The sequence below is a fragment of the Rothia nasimurium genome (assembly GCF_042660305.1).
In the GTDB taxonomy this organism is placed as follows: domain Bacteria; phylum Actinomycetota; class Actinomycetes; order Actinomycetales; family Micrococcaceae; genus Rothia; species Rothia nasimurium.
Window position 1 is genome coordinate 48,419 of the sequence record NZ_JBHSTW010000006.1, and the last position, 15,246, is coordinate 63,664.

Consider the following 15,246-nt stretch of genomic DNA (forward strand, 5'->3'; position numbering starts at 1 on the left):
AGAAAGGCACACCATGACAACACATCGCCCCGTCCTCAGCACCCTCATCACCACCAGCCTCGCGCTAACCCTCACCGCCTGCGTCGATAAACAAGCCCAGCAGTCCGACGGGAATACGATTACAGTTTCATCTACCACCTCTGACTGCCTTGTCTCAACCAACAGCACTACGTCGGGAACGGCGCAGTTTAGTATCACCAATGACGGCGAAAAGACCACCGAGTTTTACCTTCTCGGCTCAGACGGGTTGCGAATCGTTTCTGAAAAAGAAAATATAGCTCCGGGCCAAACAGCAGACCTCACCGTATCCCTGCAGCCGGGTGAATACTACACAGCATGCAAGCCGGGCATGCGAGGTGAAAATGTGGGCACGGCAGCCTTCACCGTCACCGGCGACCCCGTTGAGCTCACGGGTGAGCAGAAAGAACTCTATGAACAGGCGGTGGCTAACTACGTCAACTTCGCCAAGAATGAGGTAGGCGAGCTCCTACCGCAGGTTGAGGAGTTCGCCACCGCCTATATGAACGGTGACGATGAAAAGGCTCGTGAGCTCTATGCAACAACACGTGTCCACTACGAACGCATTGAACCTATTGCCGAAGCTCTCGGCATTCTCGACCCCCGTATTGATTACCGGGAAATTGACTACCTTGCAGAAGCAGAACTGCTTGAACAAGATGACCCCACCTTTACCGAGTGGCTCGGTTTCCACCGCATTGAAAAAGACCTCTGGGTGCCCGCAGCCGATGCTCTCCAGCCTGACGGTAGCTCAGCACACGATGGGTGGAGCGCTTCAAGCAAGGAAGACCGGCAGCGAATCGGACAAACCCTCATCAACGATGTTCAGGCCCTCTACGATGAAATTCATTCCCCCACCTTTGCTGAAGACCAGCAGCTCAATATCACCTCTGTATCGAACGGTGCGGCTGCCCTGCTTGAAGAAATTGCAGTCGGTAAGGTAACCGGTGAAGAGAACTGGTGGAGCCACCGTGACCTCTGGGACTTCCAGGCTAACCTTGAGGGCTCCCGCATTGCTTTTGATCTGGTCGCTCCTATTGCCTCAGCTGAGTCAGAAGAGAACGCCCAGCTTGTTGAAACCATCGATGCTGCCTTCAATGATTTGCAGGCTGAACTAGATCAGTACGGCTCCTATGATGAAGGGTTCACCCCCTACAACGAGGTCAGCGAGGAGCAACGCAAGGAGCTTACCACCAAACTCGATGCAGTACGTGAGCCCCTCTCCCAGCTCACAGCCACCCTCGTCGACTAGTTTCTCACCCAACCCCGTCAGCACTAAGGAAAGCGACCATGAAATCTACTCCATCACACTCCCGTAGCACCTCGGGGCTGTCACGCCGTGCTGTCCTTGCTCTGACGGGGGCTGGGTCTGGTGTTACCTTACTCGGAGGTTTAGCTGCCGGTTATACAGCTGGGAAAGGTAGCGAATCTATCTCAGAGCAAGCCGATGTTACCTACGATTTTTATGGGGCTCACCAGGCAGGTATTACTACAGCAGCCCAAGATCGCATGCACTGCGCGGCATTTGATATGGCAGAAGATACCACCCGGGACGATCTGATTCTTCTGCTCCAAGACTGGACTTACGCCGCAAGTAGGCTAACCCTGGGGCTTGATGTCACCGCTGCCGGAGCTTTTGGAGGTGGGCCAGCCCTACCCCCGCCAGATACGGGAGAGGCAGCTGACCTAGGAGCCTCCGGTCTGACTATCACATTTGGTTTCGGTAGGAGCCTCTTTACTCAAGAGGACGGCACAGACCGCTTTGGCTTGGCAGGGCAACTACCGCAAGAGTTTGAGCCTCTACCCAAAATGGTCAATGATTTCATTGATACATCGCAGTCAGGAGGGGACCTTTTCATTCAGGCCTGCGCCTACGACCCTCAGGTTGCTGTACACGCCATCAGAAACCTCACCCGCATTGCCGTTGGAATCGCCACGCTTAGATGGTCCCAGCTAGGCTTTGGTCGCACATCTTCAACCACATCCGCTCAAGCTACTCCCCGCAATCTCTTTGGGCAGAAGGACGGCACTTCTAATATCAAAGCGGAAGAGACCGGCAGGCTCGCAGAACATGTCTGGATTAATCAGGGCATTGCAGCCGGAGGAAGCTACCTAATTGCCCGTAAGATCTCAATGAACATTGAGGTGTGGGACGGGATCCAGCTCCAAGAGCAGGAGCGGGTTACCGGTAGGGACAAACGCAATGGCGCTCCCCTCTCAGGCGGTGATGAGTTCACACCGCCCGATTTTTCTGCCAAGGATGAGAAGGGAAACTTACTGATTGACGAACGCTCACACATAGCCAGGGTACACCCTGATCACAACCAGGGCATTGCTATGCTCCGACGGGGGTATAACTACGTTGACGGAAACGATGCTCAGGGCAGACTTGCGGCAGGTCTATTCTTTATTGCTTTTGTTAACGACCCTGCGCGTTTTGCTACTGTCCATAAGAATATGGCCCGAGACGACCTTTTTGTTGAGTATCTGAAGACCCGTTCAAGCTCAGTCTTTTTAGTACCTCCCGGGGTCACTGAGGAAGGCGGATATATCGGTCAGGCCTTCTTCGAGAAGGCTTAGCTGCTGGGGTGAGCTTCTGTGCTGTTCTCGGTTGAGGACGTCTGCGCCGCGGCTTTTGCGTTGTCGCGGAAGTTCTTTTGCATCTGGCGGAAGACCAGCACGTTACCGACCACGATATGAAGGAAGCCAAGAATCATCACGTAGATATTCCAGCCGCCCTGCGGGGCGAGCACACCCAGTAGCAGCAGAATCGCTCCGAAACCAATAATCATCAGGTGAGTTACGTTCATGCTTTCTAGCCTACAGGTAGGGACCAGATTCCTCTCAAAATCCTTGTGCACAGTACATACTTTCGTCACTTTTCTGGTCCCTACTTGAGATAACAAGAGAGCGGACGCCCGCCCCGACTTTCACAAGCCGGGGCGGGCGTCCGCTTCTTAGCTACCTGGGGTAGATAGTTACTTGACGTTGACCACGATCAGCAGGTCGCCGCCAGCTACCTGGGAGACGTCGTTGTAGACAACGCGCTCGACGGTACCGGAGACAGCTGAGGTGATGGAGGCTTCCATCTTCATGGCCTCGATGGTGGCTACCTGGTCGCCGGCTGAGATTTCGTCACCGGGCTTGACCGTGATAGAGACACCGCCAGCGAAGGGAGCTGCGATGTGGCCGGGGTTTGAGGCGTCAGCCTTCTCAGCTTCCTTGACGTTAGACTCTACGGAGTTGTCGCGGACCCTAACGGTGCGCTGCTGCCCGTTGAGGGTGCAGATGACCTCGCGCATACCCTTTTCGTCGGGCTCAGAAATAGCCTGAAGGGTGGCAATCAGGCGAACGCCCTTACCTAGGGAGATCACGTGCTCGCGCTTGAAGAGCATGCCGTAGAGGAAGTCGCGGGTGTGCAGGATCGACAGGTCGCCGTATTCCTCGCGGGCCTTCTCAAAATCGCGGGTGGGTCCAGCGAAGAGCAGGCGGTTGAGGGTAGCGCGGCGGGTTGCTGAATCCCCGTTCAGAGCCTCTAGGTCATCGGCGGATAGCTCGTTGACCGAGGGCTTGGAGAGCTTGCGGCCCTCCAGTGCGCGGGTGCGGAAGGGCTCGGGCCAGCCAGCGGGCGGGGTGCCCAGCTCACCGTTGAGGAAGCCAATCACCGAGTCGGGGATATCGAACTTCTGCGGGTCCTTCTCGAAGTCCTCGGGTGAGACGCCCATGCCGACCAGCTGCAGGGCAAGGTCACCGACCACCTTGGATGAGGGGGTTACCTTGACGATGTGCCCCAGCATGCGGTCCGCAGCGGCGTACATGTCTTCGATATCCTCGAAGCGCTCCCCCAGACCCAGGGCGGTTGCCTGGGCACGCAGGTTGGAGAGCTGGCCACCGGGAATTTCGTGGGTGTAGACACGACCGGTGGGTGAGGACAGGCCCATCTCGAAGGGCTTGTAGATGGTGCGGACGGCCTCCCAGTAGGGTTCCAGTGCACAGGCCGCTTCCAGGGTGATGGAGGGGGCGCGGTCGGTGTACTGCAGGGCACCGACCAGGGCTGAGAAGGAGGGCTGGGAGGTGGTGCCTGCCATAGATGCAGAAGCCACATCGACGACGTCCACACCGGCCTCGACAGCGGCCAGCAGGGTGCCGACCTGGCCACCGGCGGTGTCGTGGGTGTGCAGGTGTACGGGCAGGTCGAAGCGCTCACGCAGGGCGGTGACCAGGCGACGGGCAGCTTCCGGACGCAGCAGACCGGCCATGTCCTTGATAGCAAGGATGTGGGCACCGGCTTCTACCACCTGGTCAGCCAGGTTCAGGTAGTAGTCCAGGGTGTAGGTCTGCTCAGCGGGATCTAGCATGTCGCCGGTGTAGCAAATAGCAACCTCGGCAACGGCGGTGCCGGTGGCGCGAACAGCCTTGATAGCCGGGGTCATCTGGGAAACATCGTTGAGGGAGTCGAAGATACGGAAGATATCGACACCGGTCTCAGCGGCTTCCTTAACGAAGGCGTCGGTGACCTCGGTGGGGTACGGGGTGTAGCCCACGGTGTTGCGACCGCGTAGCAGCATCTGGATGGGCAGGTTGGGCATAGCCGCACGCAGGTGGGCCAGACGCTCCCAGGGGTCTTCTGAGAGGAAGCGCAGGGCAACGTCGTAGGTCGCACCGCCCCAGGCCTCAACTGAGAAGAGTTCGGGGGTCACGTGGGCTACCGCGGGGGCCGCTGCGAGTAGATCGCGGGTGCGGACGCGGGTGGCCAGCAGGGACTGGTGGGCGTCGCGGAAGGTGGTGTCGGTAATCAGCACTTCCTTGGTGTCGCGTACAGCCTTGGCGAACCCTTCGGGGCCCAGTTCCAGCAGGCGCTGACGCCAGCCTGCGGGGGGCTCATGGCTGGAGGCGTCGAAGGGTGAGCGGTAGGGCTCTTCGGTCTTATCCCCGGGGAAAGCGGGGAGTTTCCAGCGGGGGTCAAGGCCCTCGATACGCTCACCGTGAGGCTTATTGACGGTGACGTCGGCCAGGTACTGCAGGGCCTTGGTGCCACGGTCAGCCGAGGGTTTCTTGGTCAGAAGCTCGGGGTGCTCATCGATGAAGGGGGTGGATACGTCGCCTGCCCGGAAGGTAGGGTCTTCAAGCACCGCCTGGATGAAGGGGATGTTGGTTGCTACGCCGCGAATACGGAACTCTGCCAGGGCTCGGGAAGCGCGGCGGACGGCGTCCTCAAAGGTACGGCCGCGGCAGGTGAGCTTAACCAGCATGGAGTCGAAGTGGGGAGAGATCTGGGCACCGGTGTAGACGGTACCGCCGTCCAGACGGATGCCAGAACCACCGGCGGAGCGGTAGTAGGTGACCTTACCGACGTCGGGGCGGAAGCCGTTAGCGGGGTCCTCGGTGGTGATACGGGACTGTAGGGCGAAGCCGCGCACGCGCAAATCGTCCTGACGGATACCCAAATCTTCCAGGGTCTCACCGGCAGCGATACGCATCTGGGACTGGACCAGGTCAACGTCGGTGACTTCTTCGGTCACGGTGTGCTCAACCTGAATGCGGGGGTTCATTTCGATAAAGACATGCTGGCCTGCGCGTTCACCGGCGGTATCGACCAGGAACTCCACAGTACCGGCGTTGACGTAGCCCAGTTCCTTGGCGAACTTAACAGCGTCGCGGAAGAGAGCCTGGCGAATCTCTTCATCGAGATTGGGGGCAGGCGCAATTTCAACGACCTTCTGGTGGCGGCGCTGTAGGGAACAGTCACGCTCAAAGAGGTGGACAATATTGCCCTCACCGTCAGCCAGAATCTGCACCTCAATGTGGCGGGGGCGTAGCACAGCCTGCTCAAGGAAGACAGTGGGGTCACCAAAAGCGGTATCAGCTTCGCGCATAGCCGCTTCCATAGCGCCGCGCAGGTCTTCACGCTTTTCAACGCGGCGCATACCGCGTCCGCCGCCACCGGCAACTGCCTTGACGAAGATGGGGAAACCGATTTCTTCGGCCTCAGCCAGCAGCTTCTCAACGTCGGAGCTGGGCTCGGTGGACTTCAGGACCGGAATACCGGCCCGCTTAGCTGCCTTCAGCGCCTCAACCTTGTTACCGGCAAGTTCAAGAACCTCCGGCGGGGGGCCAATGAAAGTAATCCCGGCAGCCGCAGCGGCACGGGCCAGCTCGGGGTTCTCAGAGAGGAAGCCGTAGCCCGGGTAGATAGCATCAGCGCCGGCTTCTTTGGCGACGCGAATAATCTCCTCAACATCGAGGTAGGCTCGGACGGGATGGCCCTCTTCACCAATCGGGTAGGCCTCGTCAGCCTGCTGCCGGTGAATGGAGTGGCGGTCTTCATAGGGGAAGACGCCGACGGTCTTAGCGCCGAGCTCGTAGGCCGCGCGGTAGGCGCGGATTGCGATTTCGCCGCGGTTAGCGACCAGAATCTTTGAAAACATTTTCTTCCGTTCCGCCCCACGCGGCACACAGGGTGCGGTGAGGCTAAGCCACAGTTCGTGTGTGAACACCTCAAATATATCTTTAGACTTCCTAAAGCACCTGGTTTTGTCTCATTTTTTGTGATGCCGAACGTAATGTAAAGATTTTATTGTGAGCATGGCTACACATACCTAAGATCGCGGCTGTGAGCTTGCCTGACTTTCTGTACTACCTAGCAGCAGGCGCATGCCCTCTTGGGTAGCATAGAAAGTCAGTGTATCCGCCAAATTCGAGAGGCTTTCGTGGCAATGAGCAGCGTGGTAAGTATAAGCAGCCTAAAGGGCGGTGTGGGCAAAACATCGGTGGTGCTCGGATTGGCTTCAGCCGCGCAGGCAAGCGGCCTGCGGGTTCTGGTGATTGACCTCGACCCCCACGGGGACGCCTCCACGGGCCTGGGCGTGGGCACCTCTGGCGGCATGGACATGGGCACCCTGCTATTTTCTCCTGCCGACTATTCCCTAGCGGACGAGCTCGTCCCCGCTTCGTGGGCTGCCCTCGGCAGCCTCGGTAACGCCTCTCGCACCGGACTGGAGGCGGGCACCTGGGTGGGGCGCGCGTCCGCCCGACTAACAGCCCTGGAACAACTCGACTCGGCGACCCTGTTACCCCGCCTGGCAGGTCTGCTTGAACCTCTGCGGGAGAGTTTTGACCTCATCCTCATTGACTGCCCGCCCACCCTGGGGCGCCTGACCGAAATGGCCTGGGCAGCTTCTGACCGCGTACTTTCTGTAGCTGAGCCTTCCCTCTTCTCCGTAGCGGGCTCCGAGCGCACCCTGCGCGCTATCGCCCGTTTCGAAGCCAATACTCCTTACGCTGTCGAGTCAGCCTCGGTAGTCATCAATAAGGTACGTGCAGGCGACCCCGAGCACGACTACCGCATCGAGGAAATGAAGGTGCTCTTTGGCGACCTGGTCGCTGAGACTATCCTGCCCGAGACGCACCTGCTCCAGCGCATTCAGGGATCCGCCTACCCCGTGCACTACTGGCCCGAAGAAGAAGCCCAGGAACTCGCCAGCGCCTTCACTACGCTGCTGGTGGGCCTGCTCGATGTAGCTACGGAATAAGACGTATAGGGGGCGCAGGCTCACAGCGAAGCTGTTGGCGCGGGGCTGGCGTGAATCGCCCGTGAGCGTCAGCGAACCGGCGAGAGGGTCGACAGCGAGCGTGAGCCTGCGTCTCTAGACGCAACTACCCCACCATCGCATCTGCGAGGCGGGGTAGTTTTCTATGCTCTTTAGGCGCCGGCTTTGCGGGCTCGGCGGGCCGAAAGTTCGTCGTGAACTTCGGCTTCTTGCTGTACTTCCTGGGCGGTGCTTTCGCCGGGCAGTTCACTCAGCGATACTTCCAGTTCGCGCCAGACACGGCCGATAGCAATGCCGAAGACGCCCTGGCCGGCCTGCACCAGGTCAATGACCTCAGAGGCCGAGGTGCATTCGTAGACCGAGGCGCCGTCGGACATAAGGGTGATTCCGGCAAGATCCTCAACGCCGCGGGAGCGCAGGTGGTCGACCGAGGTGCGAATCTGCTGCAGGGATACGCCGGTATCAAGCAGACTCTTAACGATTTTGAGTACGAGCACATCGCGGAAAGAGTAAAGACGCTGGGAGCCAGAACCCTGAGCCGAGCGGACGGTGGGCTCCACCAGGTGAGTGCGGGCCCAGTAGTCGAGCTGGCGGTAGGTAATACCCGCTGCCTTGCAGGCGGTGGGGCCGCGGTAGCCAAGGTTCTCATCAACCAGAGAAACGGGGTCATCAAAGAGGACGCCCTGCTCACCCACCGGGGAGGTGCGGGGCATGACGTCTTCGAAGCCCAGCAGGGGCTGATCCATGGGGGCAGGTACGCCTCGTAGCGCGGCGGGGGCGCTAGGGTCACCGTTGTACTGTGTCACGGTTTGAGGTTCCTTCCCTTGAACTGATCATGGACTCTCTTATCCTACCTGCCCAGTAACCCTTTTGCCGGTTAATCGGTCGGCAGGGGCACCGGCGTTTTAACGTGGTTCTGGTCATTAAGACAGACCACGTTCACCCGGTGCCCCATCGTGCAACGATAGGTGGGGTTAGTCGTAGCTGGGCATACTCCCGGCAACCAGGGCCATGTGCAGACGGAGCAGAAGCTGGGCAATATCACCGGCGAGTTCAGCAGCGCGGGCCTGGGATTCTTCGTCCTTGCGCAGGGCCAGGGGGCCCACCGCGGTTTCTACCAGGTCGACTTCGCGGTCGGCTGCAGCGCGGAAGGCTCGCAGGTGGCGCGGGTGCAGGCCGTGGGCTGTGAGCTGGTCACTCACCCTGGTGACGGCCAGGTCGTACTGGTCGTATTCTTCTTTGTTGTCTGCCAGCAGACCGTAGTTCATGAGCTCACGCAGCAGGGGCATATCAACCCCTGCCTCCTGACCCAGCTCACGCAGGGTGTAGGTGCGGGCAGGTTCTGTCTCGGCTGCCGGGCGGGCGCTCGGCAGCTCTTCGGCGCCCGGTTGCGCGGACGCGTCCGCCCCGCTCCCCTGCCCCTCGGCAGGTTCGCTACCGGGGGCGGGTGCTAGCCCCGCGTCGATGTCAGCCAGGCGCTGGCGGATCACCTTGAGCGGCAGGTACTGGTCGCGCTGCAGCTGCAGCACAAAACGCAGGCGCTCAATATCTTCTTCGGAGTACTTGCGGTAGCCGGTATTGGTACGCTGCGGGCTCACCAGACCCTTATCTTCAAGAAAGCGAATCTTCGAGGCGCTAATGCCCTCAAATTCCCCTTCAAGGGCGCTGAGCACCTGACCGATGGTCTTATTTTTTGCCCCAGCAGTTTCAGCAGAGTGAGCCTGAGCCATGGTTACTGCCCCTGGCCCTGGTAGAAGGCGAAGTGGAACTTGCCGATGTAGATTTCGTCGCCGTTGCGCAGGTAGGCCTCGTCCACGCGGTCCTTGTTCACGTAGGTACCGTTCAGGGAGTCAGCATCGGTCAGGATGAAGCTACCCGCGTTGGGGATGAAGAGGGCGTGACGGCGGGAGACGGTGACGTCGTCGAGGTAAATGTCTGATTCGGGGCTACGGCCTGCGATGATAGGCAGGTCAGCGCCGTCTTCGTCGGTTTCGGGGTTCAGGAGGAAGCGGGCGCCCTTGAACTGGCCATCGAGACCGATAAGGACGGCTGAGCCGGCGGGCAGGGTTGCCAGCAGGTCACGTTCTTCGGGGGTGGGGTTGTGGGACTGGGATACTCCCAGGGCTACCATGGCGATAGTGCTTGTGGGAGGGTTTGCTTCGTGCTGGGCCATACGGTTACGTCCTTATATCTTCGGGCGGCGGGGCTACGCCCGTACTGTGCCTGTGTCTCGCGGTTATGTGTGGTGTTGTGCAGACGGTCCAAGGTCACGAAATGGTAAACAGTGAACCGTTCGTTTAATCTTAGCCATTTCGCTTCTATTCTGCCCGGTTCGCACCGTGTTCTCCCACCAAATTTTCCTGTTTTTTACCCAGAGCAAAAGGGCCGCCTTTCCCTGCGGAAAAGACGGCCCTTGCACGGGCTCATAGCATGGTGCTACTGCCGGGTTTTAGGCAATTTCTGCCTCGTAGTCGGCAGCTGAAAGCAGGCCTTCAATGTCTGCGGCGTCGTTGGGGCGAACCTCGATGAGCCAGCCCGCGCCGTAGGGGTCTGAGTTCACGGTTTCGGGGGCATCTGCCAGGTCTTCGTTGACGGCAACAACTTCACCGGCGATGGGGGCAAAGAGGTCTGAGACGCTCTTGGTGGATTCGATTTCGCCAAAGGTTGCTTCTGCGTCGATGGTTTCGCCTACCTCGGGCAGGTCGACGTAGACGACGTCGCCCAGTTCGCTCTGTGCGTGGTCGGTAACACCGATGCGGACGGTGCCATCAGCGGTGAGTTCGCTGACCCACTCGTGCTCTTTGGTGTACTTGAGTTCTGCAGGAACGTTGCTCATCGGAGGTGTCCTTTTCTTTTGTGGGACTTTTGTGGGAGTGCCGATCGAGGTGCGTGAAACTCGACGAGGTGAGCTCCGACGAGGGAGAAGGAGCTCTCACCTAACGATTATATGACACAGGGTACAGGTGCTGGTGGCGGGCGCCACCGAAACGGCCCGGTTTTCTCTTAAATAAAAGGACGCCCCACCCCGCTTCCCCTGCGCAGGGGAAGCGGGGTGGGGCGTCCTTACCTAGACCTCTTAGATAACACCCTCAGAGAACTTGTAGGGGTTGCCGAAGCGGTGGGCGGTGATGGAGACTGCCTGCTCGCGGACGAAGGGCAGCATCTCGATGCGGCCGGCTTCGGTAACAGGCTGGAAGTAGACCGCGATGTCGGGGCGGCCGTCGAGTGCCTCGTAGATGCTGGTGGCGTCGCTACCGATGTAACGGATGCGGGCACCTTCGAAGGCGGTTCCCTCAAGCTGCTTTGAGGGGGTCTTTGCAATCTTGGCCAGCGAAGCACGGTAGGCGGCGTCGCTCTGCTCAACCAGGGTGACGCCCGCACCGCGCAGGGCGCCGGCAACAGCCACCGGGATACTCTGGCCGGTGGAGAACTCGATGGTGGCACCGGCTGCTACACCTGCCAGCAGGACGCGCAGGGCGCGGTCGCGGTCGCCGTCCTCATCCAGACGCACCTGGACGGTGGTGGGCAGGTAGCGCAGGATGTTGCGCTCAACGCCCAGCTGGCTGGGGTCGTGGCCCACACCGAACTCGGTGGCCCAGGCCTCGGCATCGGAGCTAGCCGCACGAACCAGCATATCGAGGGAGCCATCGTTGGTAGCGGTAGGTTCGCGCAGGGCAGCCAGGATGGAGCGGACGCCCGCGTGTGAGGGGGCGGTGGTGGCGGTGGATTCTGCGGTTTCCCAGTCGGAGAGGGCAACCAGGTAGTTGGGGCCGCCGGCCTTGGTGCCAGAACCTACGGTGGACTTCTTCCAGCCACCGAAGGGCTGACGCTGCACGATTGCGCCGGTGATACCGCGGTTGACGTAGAGGTTACCTGCCTGAACCTTGGAGAGCCAGAGTTCCAGTTCACCGGAATCCAGGGAGTGCAGACCTGCGGTCAGACCGTAGTCGGTGGCGTTCTGCAGCTCGATAGCCTCTTCCAGGGTTGCTGCCTTCATGACGCCCAGGATGGGGCCGAAGTACTCGGTCAGGTGGTATTCACTGCCGGGCTTGACGCCTGCGCGCACACCGGGTGACCAGAGGCGGCCGGTCTCATCGAGCTGTTCGGGCTTGATAATCCAGGTTTCACCCTCACCCAGGGTGGTCAAACCTCGCTTGAGCTTGCCCTCGGGCTTCTCGATGACGGGACCCATTTCTGACTCGATATCCTGGGGGTGGGCAACGTGCAGGGACTTCACGGCGTCAACCAGCTGGTTGTAGAAGCGCTTGGACTCCCCTACCGAACCAACCAGAATCACGGTGGATGCAGCCGAGCACTTCTGGCCTGCGTGGCCGAAGGCTGAGTAGACGACGTCCTTGACCGCCAGGTCGAGGTCGGCATTGGGGGTGACAATGATGGAGTTCTTGCCGGAGGTCTCGCCGAAGAGGGGCAGGTCCTTACGCCAGGATCGGAACATCTCGGCGGTCTCGTAGCCACCGGTCAGAATCAGGCGGTCAACGGCGGGGTGGGCAATCATCTTTGAACCGGCGTCGCGGTCGGTGACCTTGACCAGGCGCAGGGCCTCGCGGGGTACACCAGCTTCCCACAGCACCTCAGCAATGAGGGCACCAATGCGGGCGGTGTTGGAGGCGGGCTTGAAGATAACCGCTGCACCCGCTGCCAGGGCTGAGATAACACCACCGACGGGGATCGCGGTGGGGAAGTTCCACGGCGGGATGACCAGGGTTAGCTTGACCGGGTGATGCTGGGCGCCGTCTACCGAGTCGAGGCGCTCTGCCAGCATGGCGTAGTAGTAGGCGAAGTCAACGGCTTCTGAGACTTCAACGTCGCCCTGGTCCAGGGTCTTGCCAGCCTCGTGGGCCATGATTTCCATGAAGTCGCCGCGGCGTACTGCCAGGGCTACAGCTACCTTACGCAGAATCTCGGCACGCTCTGAGGCGGGGCGGGCACCCCAGGCCTCGCCAGCTGCCACGGTCTCGGCAACTAGGGTTTCGGCGTCCTCGGCAGAACCCAGCTCATTGGCGGCCAGGGTTTCGATACCGATCTGGGTGGTCTTTGAACGCTCCAGGATAGCGCGGCCCCACTCGCGGTTACCTGCCAGGGCGGGGTCGGTATCGGGGGTGTTTTCGAAGGTGCCGTCGGCGGGCTTGAATACGTTCTCTTCGGTTTCTTCCAGACGGTTCTGGGTACGCTGCGGGGGCTGTACCTCGTCGGTGACCTCATTCAGGGAACGCAGGAAGCGGTTCTTCTCGCGGTCAAAGAGGGCGGGTGAAGAGTCGAGGTCAAAGACGGCGCTCATGAAGTTCTCGCTTGAGGCGTTTTCCTCCAGGCGGCGAACCAGGTAGGAGATAGCGACGTCGAACTCTTCGGGGCGTACTACGGGGGTATAGAGCAGCAGGTGGCCTACGCGCTGGCGAATGACCTCAGCCTGCTGGGAGGCCATACCGATGAGCATTTCGAACTCGATGTCCTTTTCGACACCGCAGTCTTCGGCCAGCAGCAGGGCGAAGGCGACGTCGAAGAGGTTGTGGCCGGCAACACCCAGGCGGATGTTCTTGGTGTGCTCGGGCTGCAGGGCGTAGTTGAGGATGCGCTTGTAGTTGGTATCTGAGTCCTGCTTGGAGTCGCAGGTGGTCAGGGGCCAACCGTGTACAGCGGCTTCAACCTTCTCCATAGAAAGGTTGGCACCCTTAACCAGACGGACCTTAATACGGGCACCACCGGCCTCAACGCGCTTAGCTGCCCATTCCTGCAGGCGCTGCATCGCAGCCAGGGTGTCGGGCAGGTAGGCCTGGAGCACGATACCGGCTTCGAGGTTCTTCAGGTGGGGCTGGTCAAGGATCTTGGTGAAGACCTCGATGGTCATATCGAGGTCCTTGTACTCTTCCATGTCCAGGTTGATGAACTTCTGGGCGGGAGAGTTAGCGGCTAGCTCGTAGAGGGGGGTCAGACGGCGGACGGCTTCGTCCACAACTTCCTCAAAAGCCCAGTGGGAGTGGGGGCCAGATACCGAGGAAACCTTGATGGAAACATAGTCGACGTCATCGCGGGCCAGCAGGCGCTTGGTTTCGGTCAGGCGTCGCTCTGCTTCGCGGTCACCGAGCACTGCTTCGCCCAGCAGGTTGATGTTGAGCTTGTTGCCGCTTGCGGTCAGGTGCTTGATGGCAGGGCCCAGCTTTTCGTCGCGGGCGTCGACAATCAGGTGGCCAACCATCTGGCGCAGGACGGTTCGGGCGATGGGTACGGTGGGCCAGGAGGCTTTCGCGGCCAGCTTGCCACCTAGGCCTACTGCGCTCTTCATGTACCAGGGTAGGAAGGAGGGGACGATGGGAGCAATACGTCCCAGGTTCTTACCGGCAACAGCCTGGTCTTCGGGGCGCACCACGCCGTCGACGAAGCCAACGGTAAATTCAAGGCCGTTGGGGTCCTTCAGGACGCCTGCCAGCTTCTCTGCTGCGGGGTCGGCGGGGATGTTCTGGGCTGCTTTGACCCAGTCGGCGACGAGCTGGACGGCCTGGTCAGCTAGCTGCTGATGGTGGGTATCGCTAAAAGGCTGTGCCAAGGGTGGTACCTCCTGCTAGCCCGCACAAGGGCGGGGTGAATTTGTTGCTTGTTATCCATTTCACCATCTTTAGGTGTAAGTTACACTATTAGAAAAAATGAATATTATTTAGGCAGTACGTTTAGTTCTGCTAATCTGTATTCGTGACGCCATTCACCCCTTCCTAAGGAGTGCCCCATGTACGATTTGCGCCGTCTGGCCATGTTGCTTGAGATCCATGAGCGCGGCACACTGGCCGCAACAGCCAAGGCCCTGCACCTGACGTCCTCTGCTATTTCCCAGCAAATTACGACACTGGAAAAAGAAGTGGGCACTCCCCTGCTACGCAAGGTGGGCCGCCGGGTGGAGCTGACCACCGAGGCCCTGATTTTGGTGGAAAGCACCCGCAATATTTTGAAGGAGCTGGACGCCGCCCGCACCCGCATCACCCTCTTGGAGGGGGTGCCTGCCGGGCAGGTGCGACTGGCGATCTTCCAGTCAGCCGCCAAGGCTCTGCTGCCGGGCGCACTGGCCCATCTTGCGGAGCATGCCCCGCAGGTGCAGCTGCATGTGGTTCAGATTGACCCGGAGACCGGCCTGTCCCTGACCCGCAGCAGGGAGTTTGATCTTGTGATTGCTGAGTCTTACCCCCACCACTACATTCCCGAGTACCCCGAGCTTACTTCTGAGCTCCTCACCGAGGACGCCCTCAACCTGGTGGTTGCCGCAGGTTCTGAGGTTGAGAACTTGGACGACGCCGCCCGTCTTCCCTGGGTTTTTGAGGGTGAGCACAACACCTCCCGTATCTGGGGTATTAACCAGTGCCGGGCTACGGGGTTTGAGCCGCAGGTGCGCTACGTGATTGATGATTTGAACACCCACCTACAGCTAGCAGCGGGTGGTGCGGCGGCTATTATGCCGTCATTTGCGCTACCTGCCGCTGGTAGCGAGTTGGAAAGGACACACGGGGTGAAGGCCATTCCTCTGCCAGGTGCCCCCTACCGCGAGATTTATGTGGCTACCCGCACCGAAAGCACAGGCCAGCCCGCAATCCGCGTCGTCAAGGAGGCGCTAAAAGCGGCGGTAGCTGGCCGCCAACTTGCCCCCTAGATAGCCTCCAAGCTCGAATGCCCTTCG

At 60.1% G+C, this 15,246-nt stretch carries 11 protein-coding genes; 4 read left to right on the top strand and 7 right to left on the bottom strand.

Going from position 1 to position 15,246, the window contains the following annotated elements; genetic code table 11:
- Positions 1 to 13: 13 nt before the first annotated feature.
- Together efeO and ACFP6B_RS02515 are read left to right on the top strand one after the other, a co-directional pair.
- Positions 14 to 1,270, top strand: coding sequence for an iron uptake system protein EfeO (gene efeO / locus ACFP6B_RS02510; RefSeq protein ID WP_377126393.1), 1,257 nt, complete (start codon positions 14 to 16; stop codon positions 1,268 to 1,270).
- Positions 1,271 to 1,308: 38 nt separating this feature from the next.
- The gene (locus tag ACFP6B_RS02515; protein ID WP_377126396.1) at positions 1,309 to 2,598 is read left to right on the top strand and encodes a Dyp-type peroxidase; all 1,290 of its coding nucleotides are present in this window, start codon (positions 1,309 to 1,311) and stop codon (positions 2,596 to 2,598) included.
- Here the strand turns inward: ACFP6B_RS02515 and ACFP6B_RS02520 are convergent.
- Together ACFP6B_RS02520 and ACFP6B_RS02525 are read right to left on the bottom strand one after the other, a co-directional pair.
- A complete protein-coding gene (locus ACFP6B_RS02520; protein ID WP_377126399.1) occupies positions 2,595 to 2,828 on the bottom strand; it encodes a hypothetical protein in 234 nt (77 codons plus the stop codon). The genes ACFP6B_RS02515 and ACFP6B_RS02520 overlap by 4 nt on opposite strands.
- A 168-nt stretch (positions 2,829 to 2,996) precedes the next feature.
- On the bottom strand, positions 2,997 to 6,446 hold the full coding sequence (locus tag ACFP6B_RS02525) for a pyruvate carboxylase (protein ID WP_377126402.1): 3,450 nt from the start codon (positions 6,444 to 6,446) through the stop codon (positions 2,997 to 2,999).
- A 327-nt stretch (positions 6,447 to 6,773) separates the two neighbouring features.
- Between ACFP6B_RS02525 and ACFP6B_RS02530 the strand changes: the two genes are divergently transcribed.
- A complete protein-coding gene (locus ACFP6B_RS02530; protein WP_377126405.1) occupies positions 6,774 to 7,550 on the top strand; it encodes a ParA family protein in 777 nt (258 codons plus the stop codon).
- Positions 7,551 to 7,720: 170 nt separating this feature from the next.
- Here ACFP6B_RS02530 and ACFP6B_RS02535 read toward each other — a convergent pair whose 3' ends face one another.
- The 5 genes from ACFP6B_RS02535 to ACFP6B_RS02555 form a co-directional block, all read right to left on the bottom strand.
- Complete coding sequence (locus ACFP6B_RS02535) at positions 7,721 to 8,314, bottom strand: MerR family transcriptional regulator (protein ID WP_377126545.1); 594 nt, start codon at positions 8,312 to 8,314, stop codon at positions 7,721 to 7,723.
- A gap of 228 nt (positions 8,315 to 8,542) precedes the next feature.
- Positions 8,543 to 9,298, bottom strand: coding sequence for a transcriptional regulator FtsR (gene ftsR, locus ACFP6B_RS02540; protein ID WP_237195270.1), 756 nt, complete (start codon positions 9,296 to 9,298; stop codon positions 8,543 to 8,545).
- A gap of 2 nt (positions 9,299 to 9,300) precedes the next feature.
- Positions 9,301 to 9,741, bottom strand: a complete 441-nt coding sequence (locus ACFP6B_RS02545) for an FHA domain-containing protein (RefSeq protein ID WP_377126409.1) — start codon at positions 9,739 to 9,741, stop codon at positions 9,301 to 9,303.
- Between the two features lie 276 nt (positions 9,742 to 10,017).
- A complete protein-coding gene (gene gcvH / locus ACFP6B_RS02550; RefSeq protein WP_135011394.1) occupies positions 10,018 to 10,404 on the bottom strand; it encodes a glycine cleavage system protein GcvH in 387 nt (128 codons plus the stop codon).
- 240 nt (positions 10,405 to 10,644) lie between these two features.
- Positions 10,645 to 14,130 (bottom strand): proline dehydrogenase family protein, encoded by a 3,486-nt coding sequence (locus tag ACFP6B_RS02555; protein WP_377126413.1) that lies wholly within the window; start codon positions 14,128 to 14,130, stop codon positions 10,645 to 10,647.
- Between the two features lie 177 nt (positions 14,131 to 14,307).
- Here ACFP6B_RS02555 and ACFP6B_RS02560 point away from each other — a divergent pair, with 177 nt between their 5' ends.
- Complete coding sequence (locus ACFP6B_RS02560; RefSeq protein ID WP_377126416.1) at positions 14,308 to 15,219, top strand: LysR family transcriptional regulator; 912 nt, start codon at positions 14,308 to 14,310, stop codon at positions 15,217 to 15,219.
- The last annotated feature ends 27 nt before the right edge of the window (positions 15,220 to 15,246 follow it).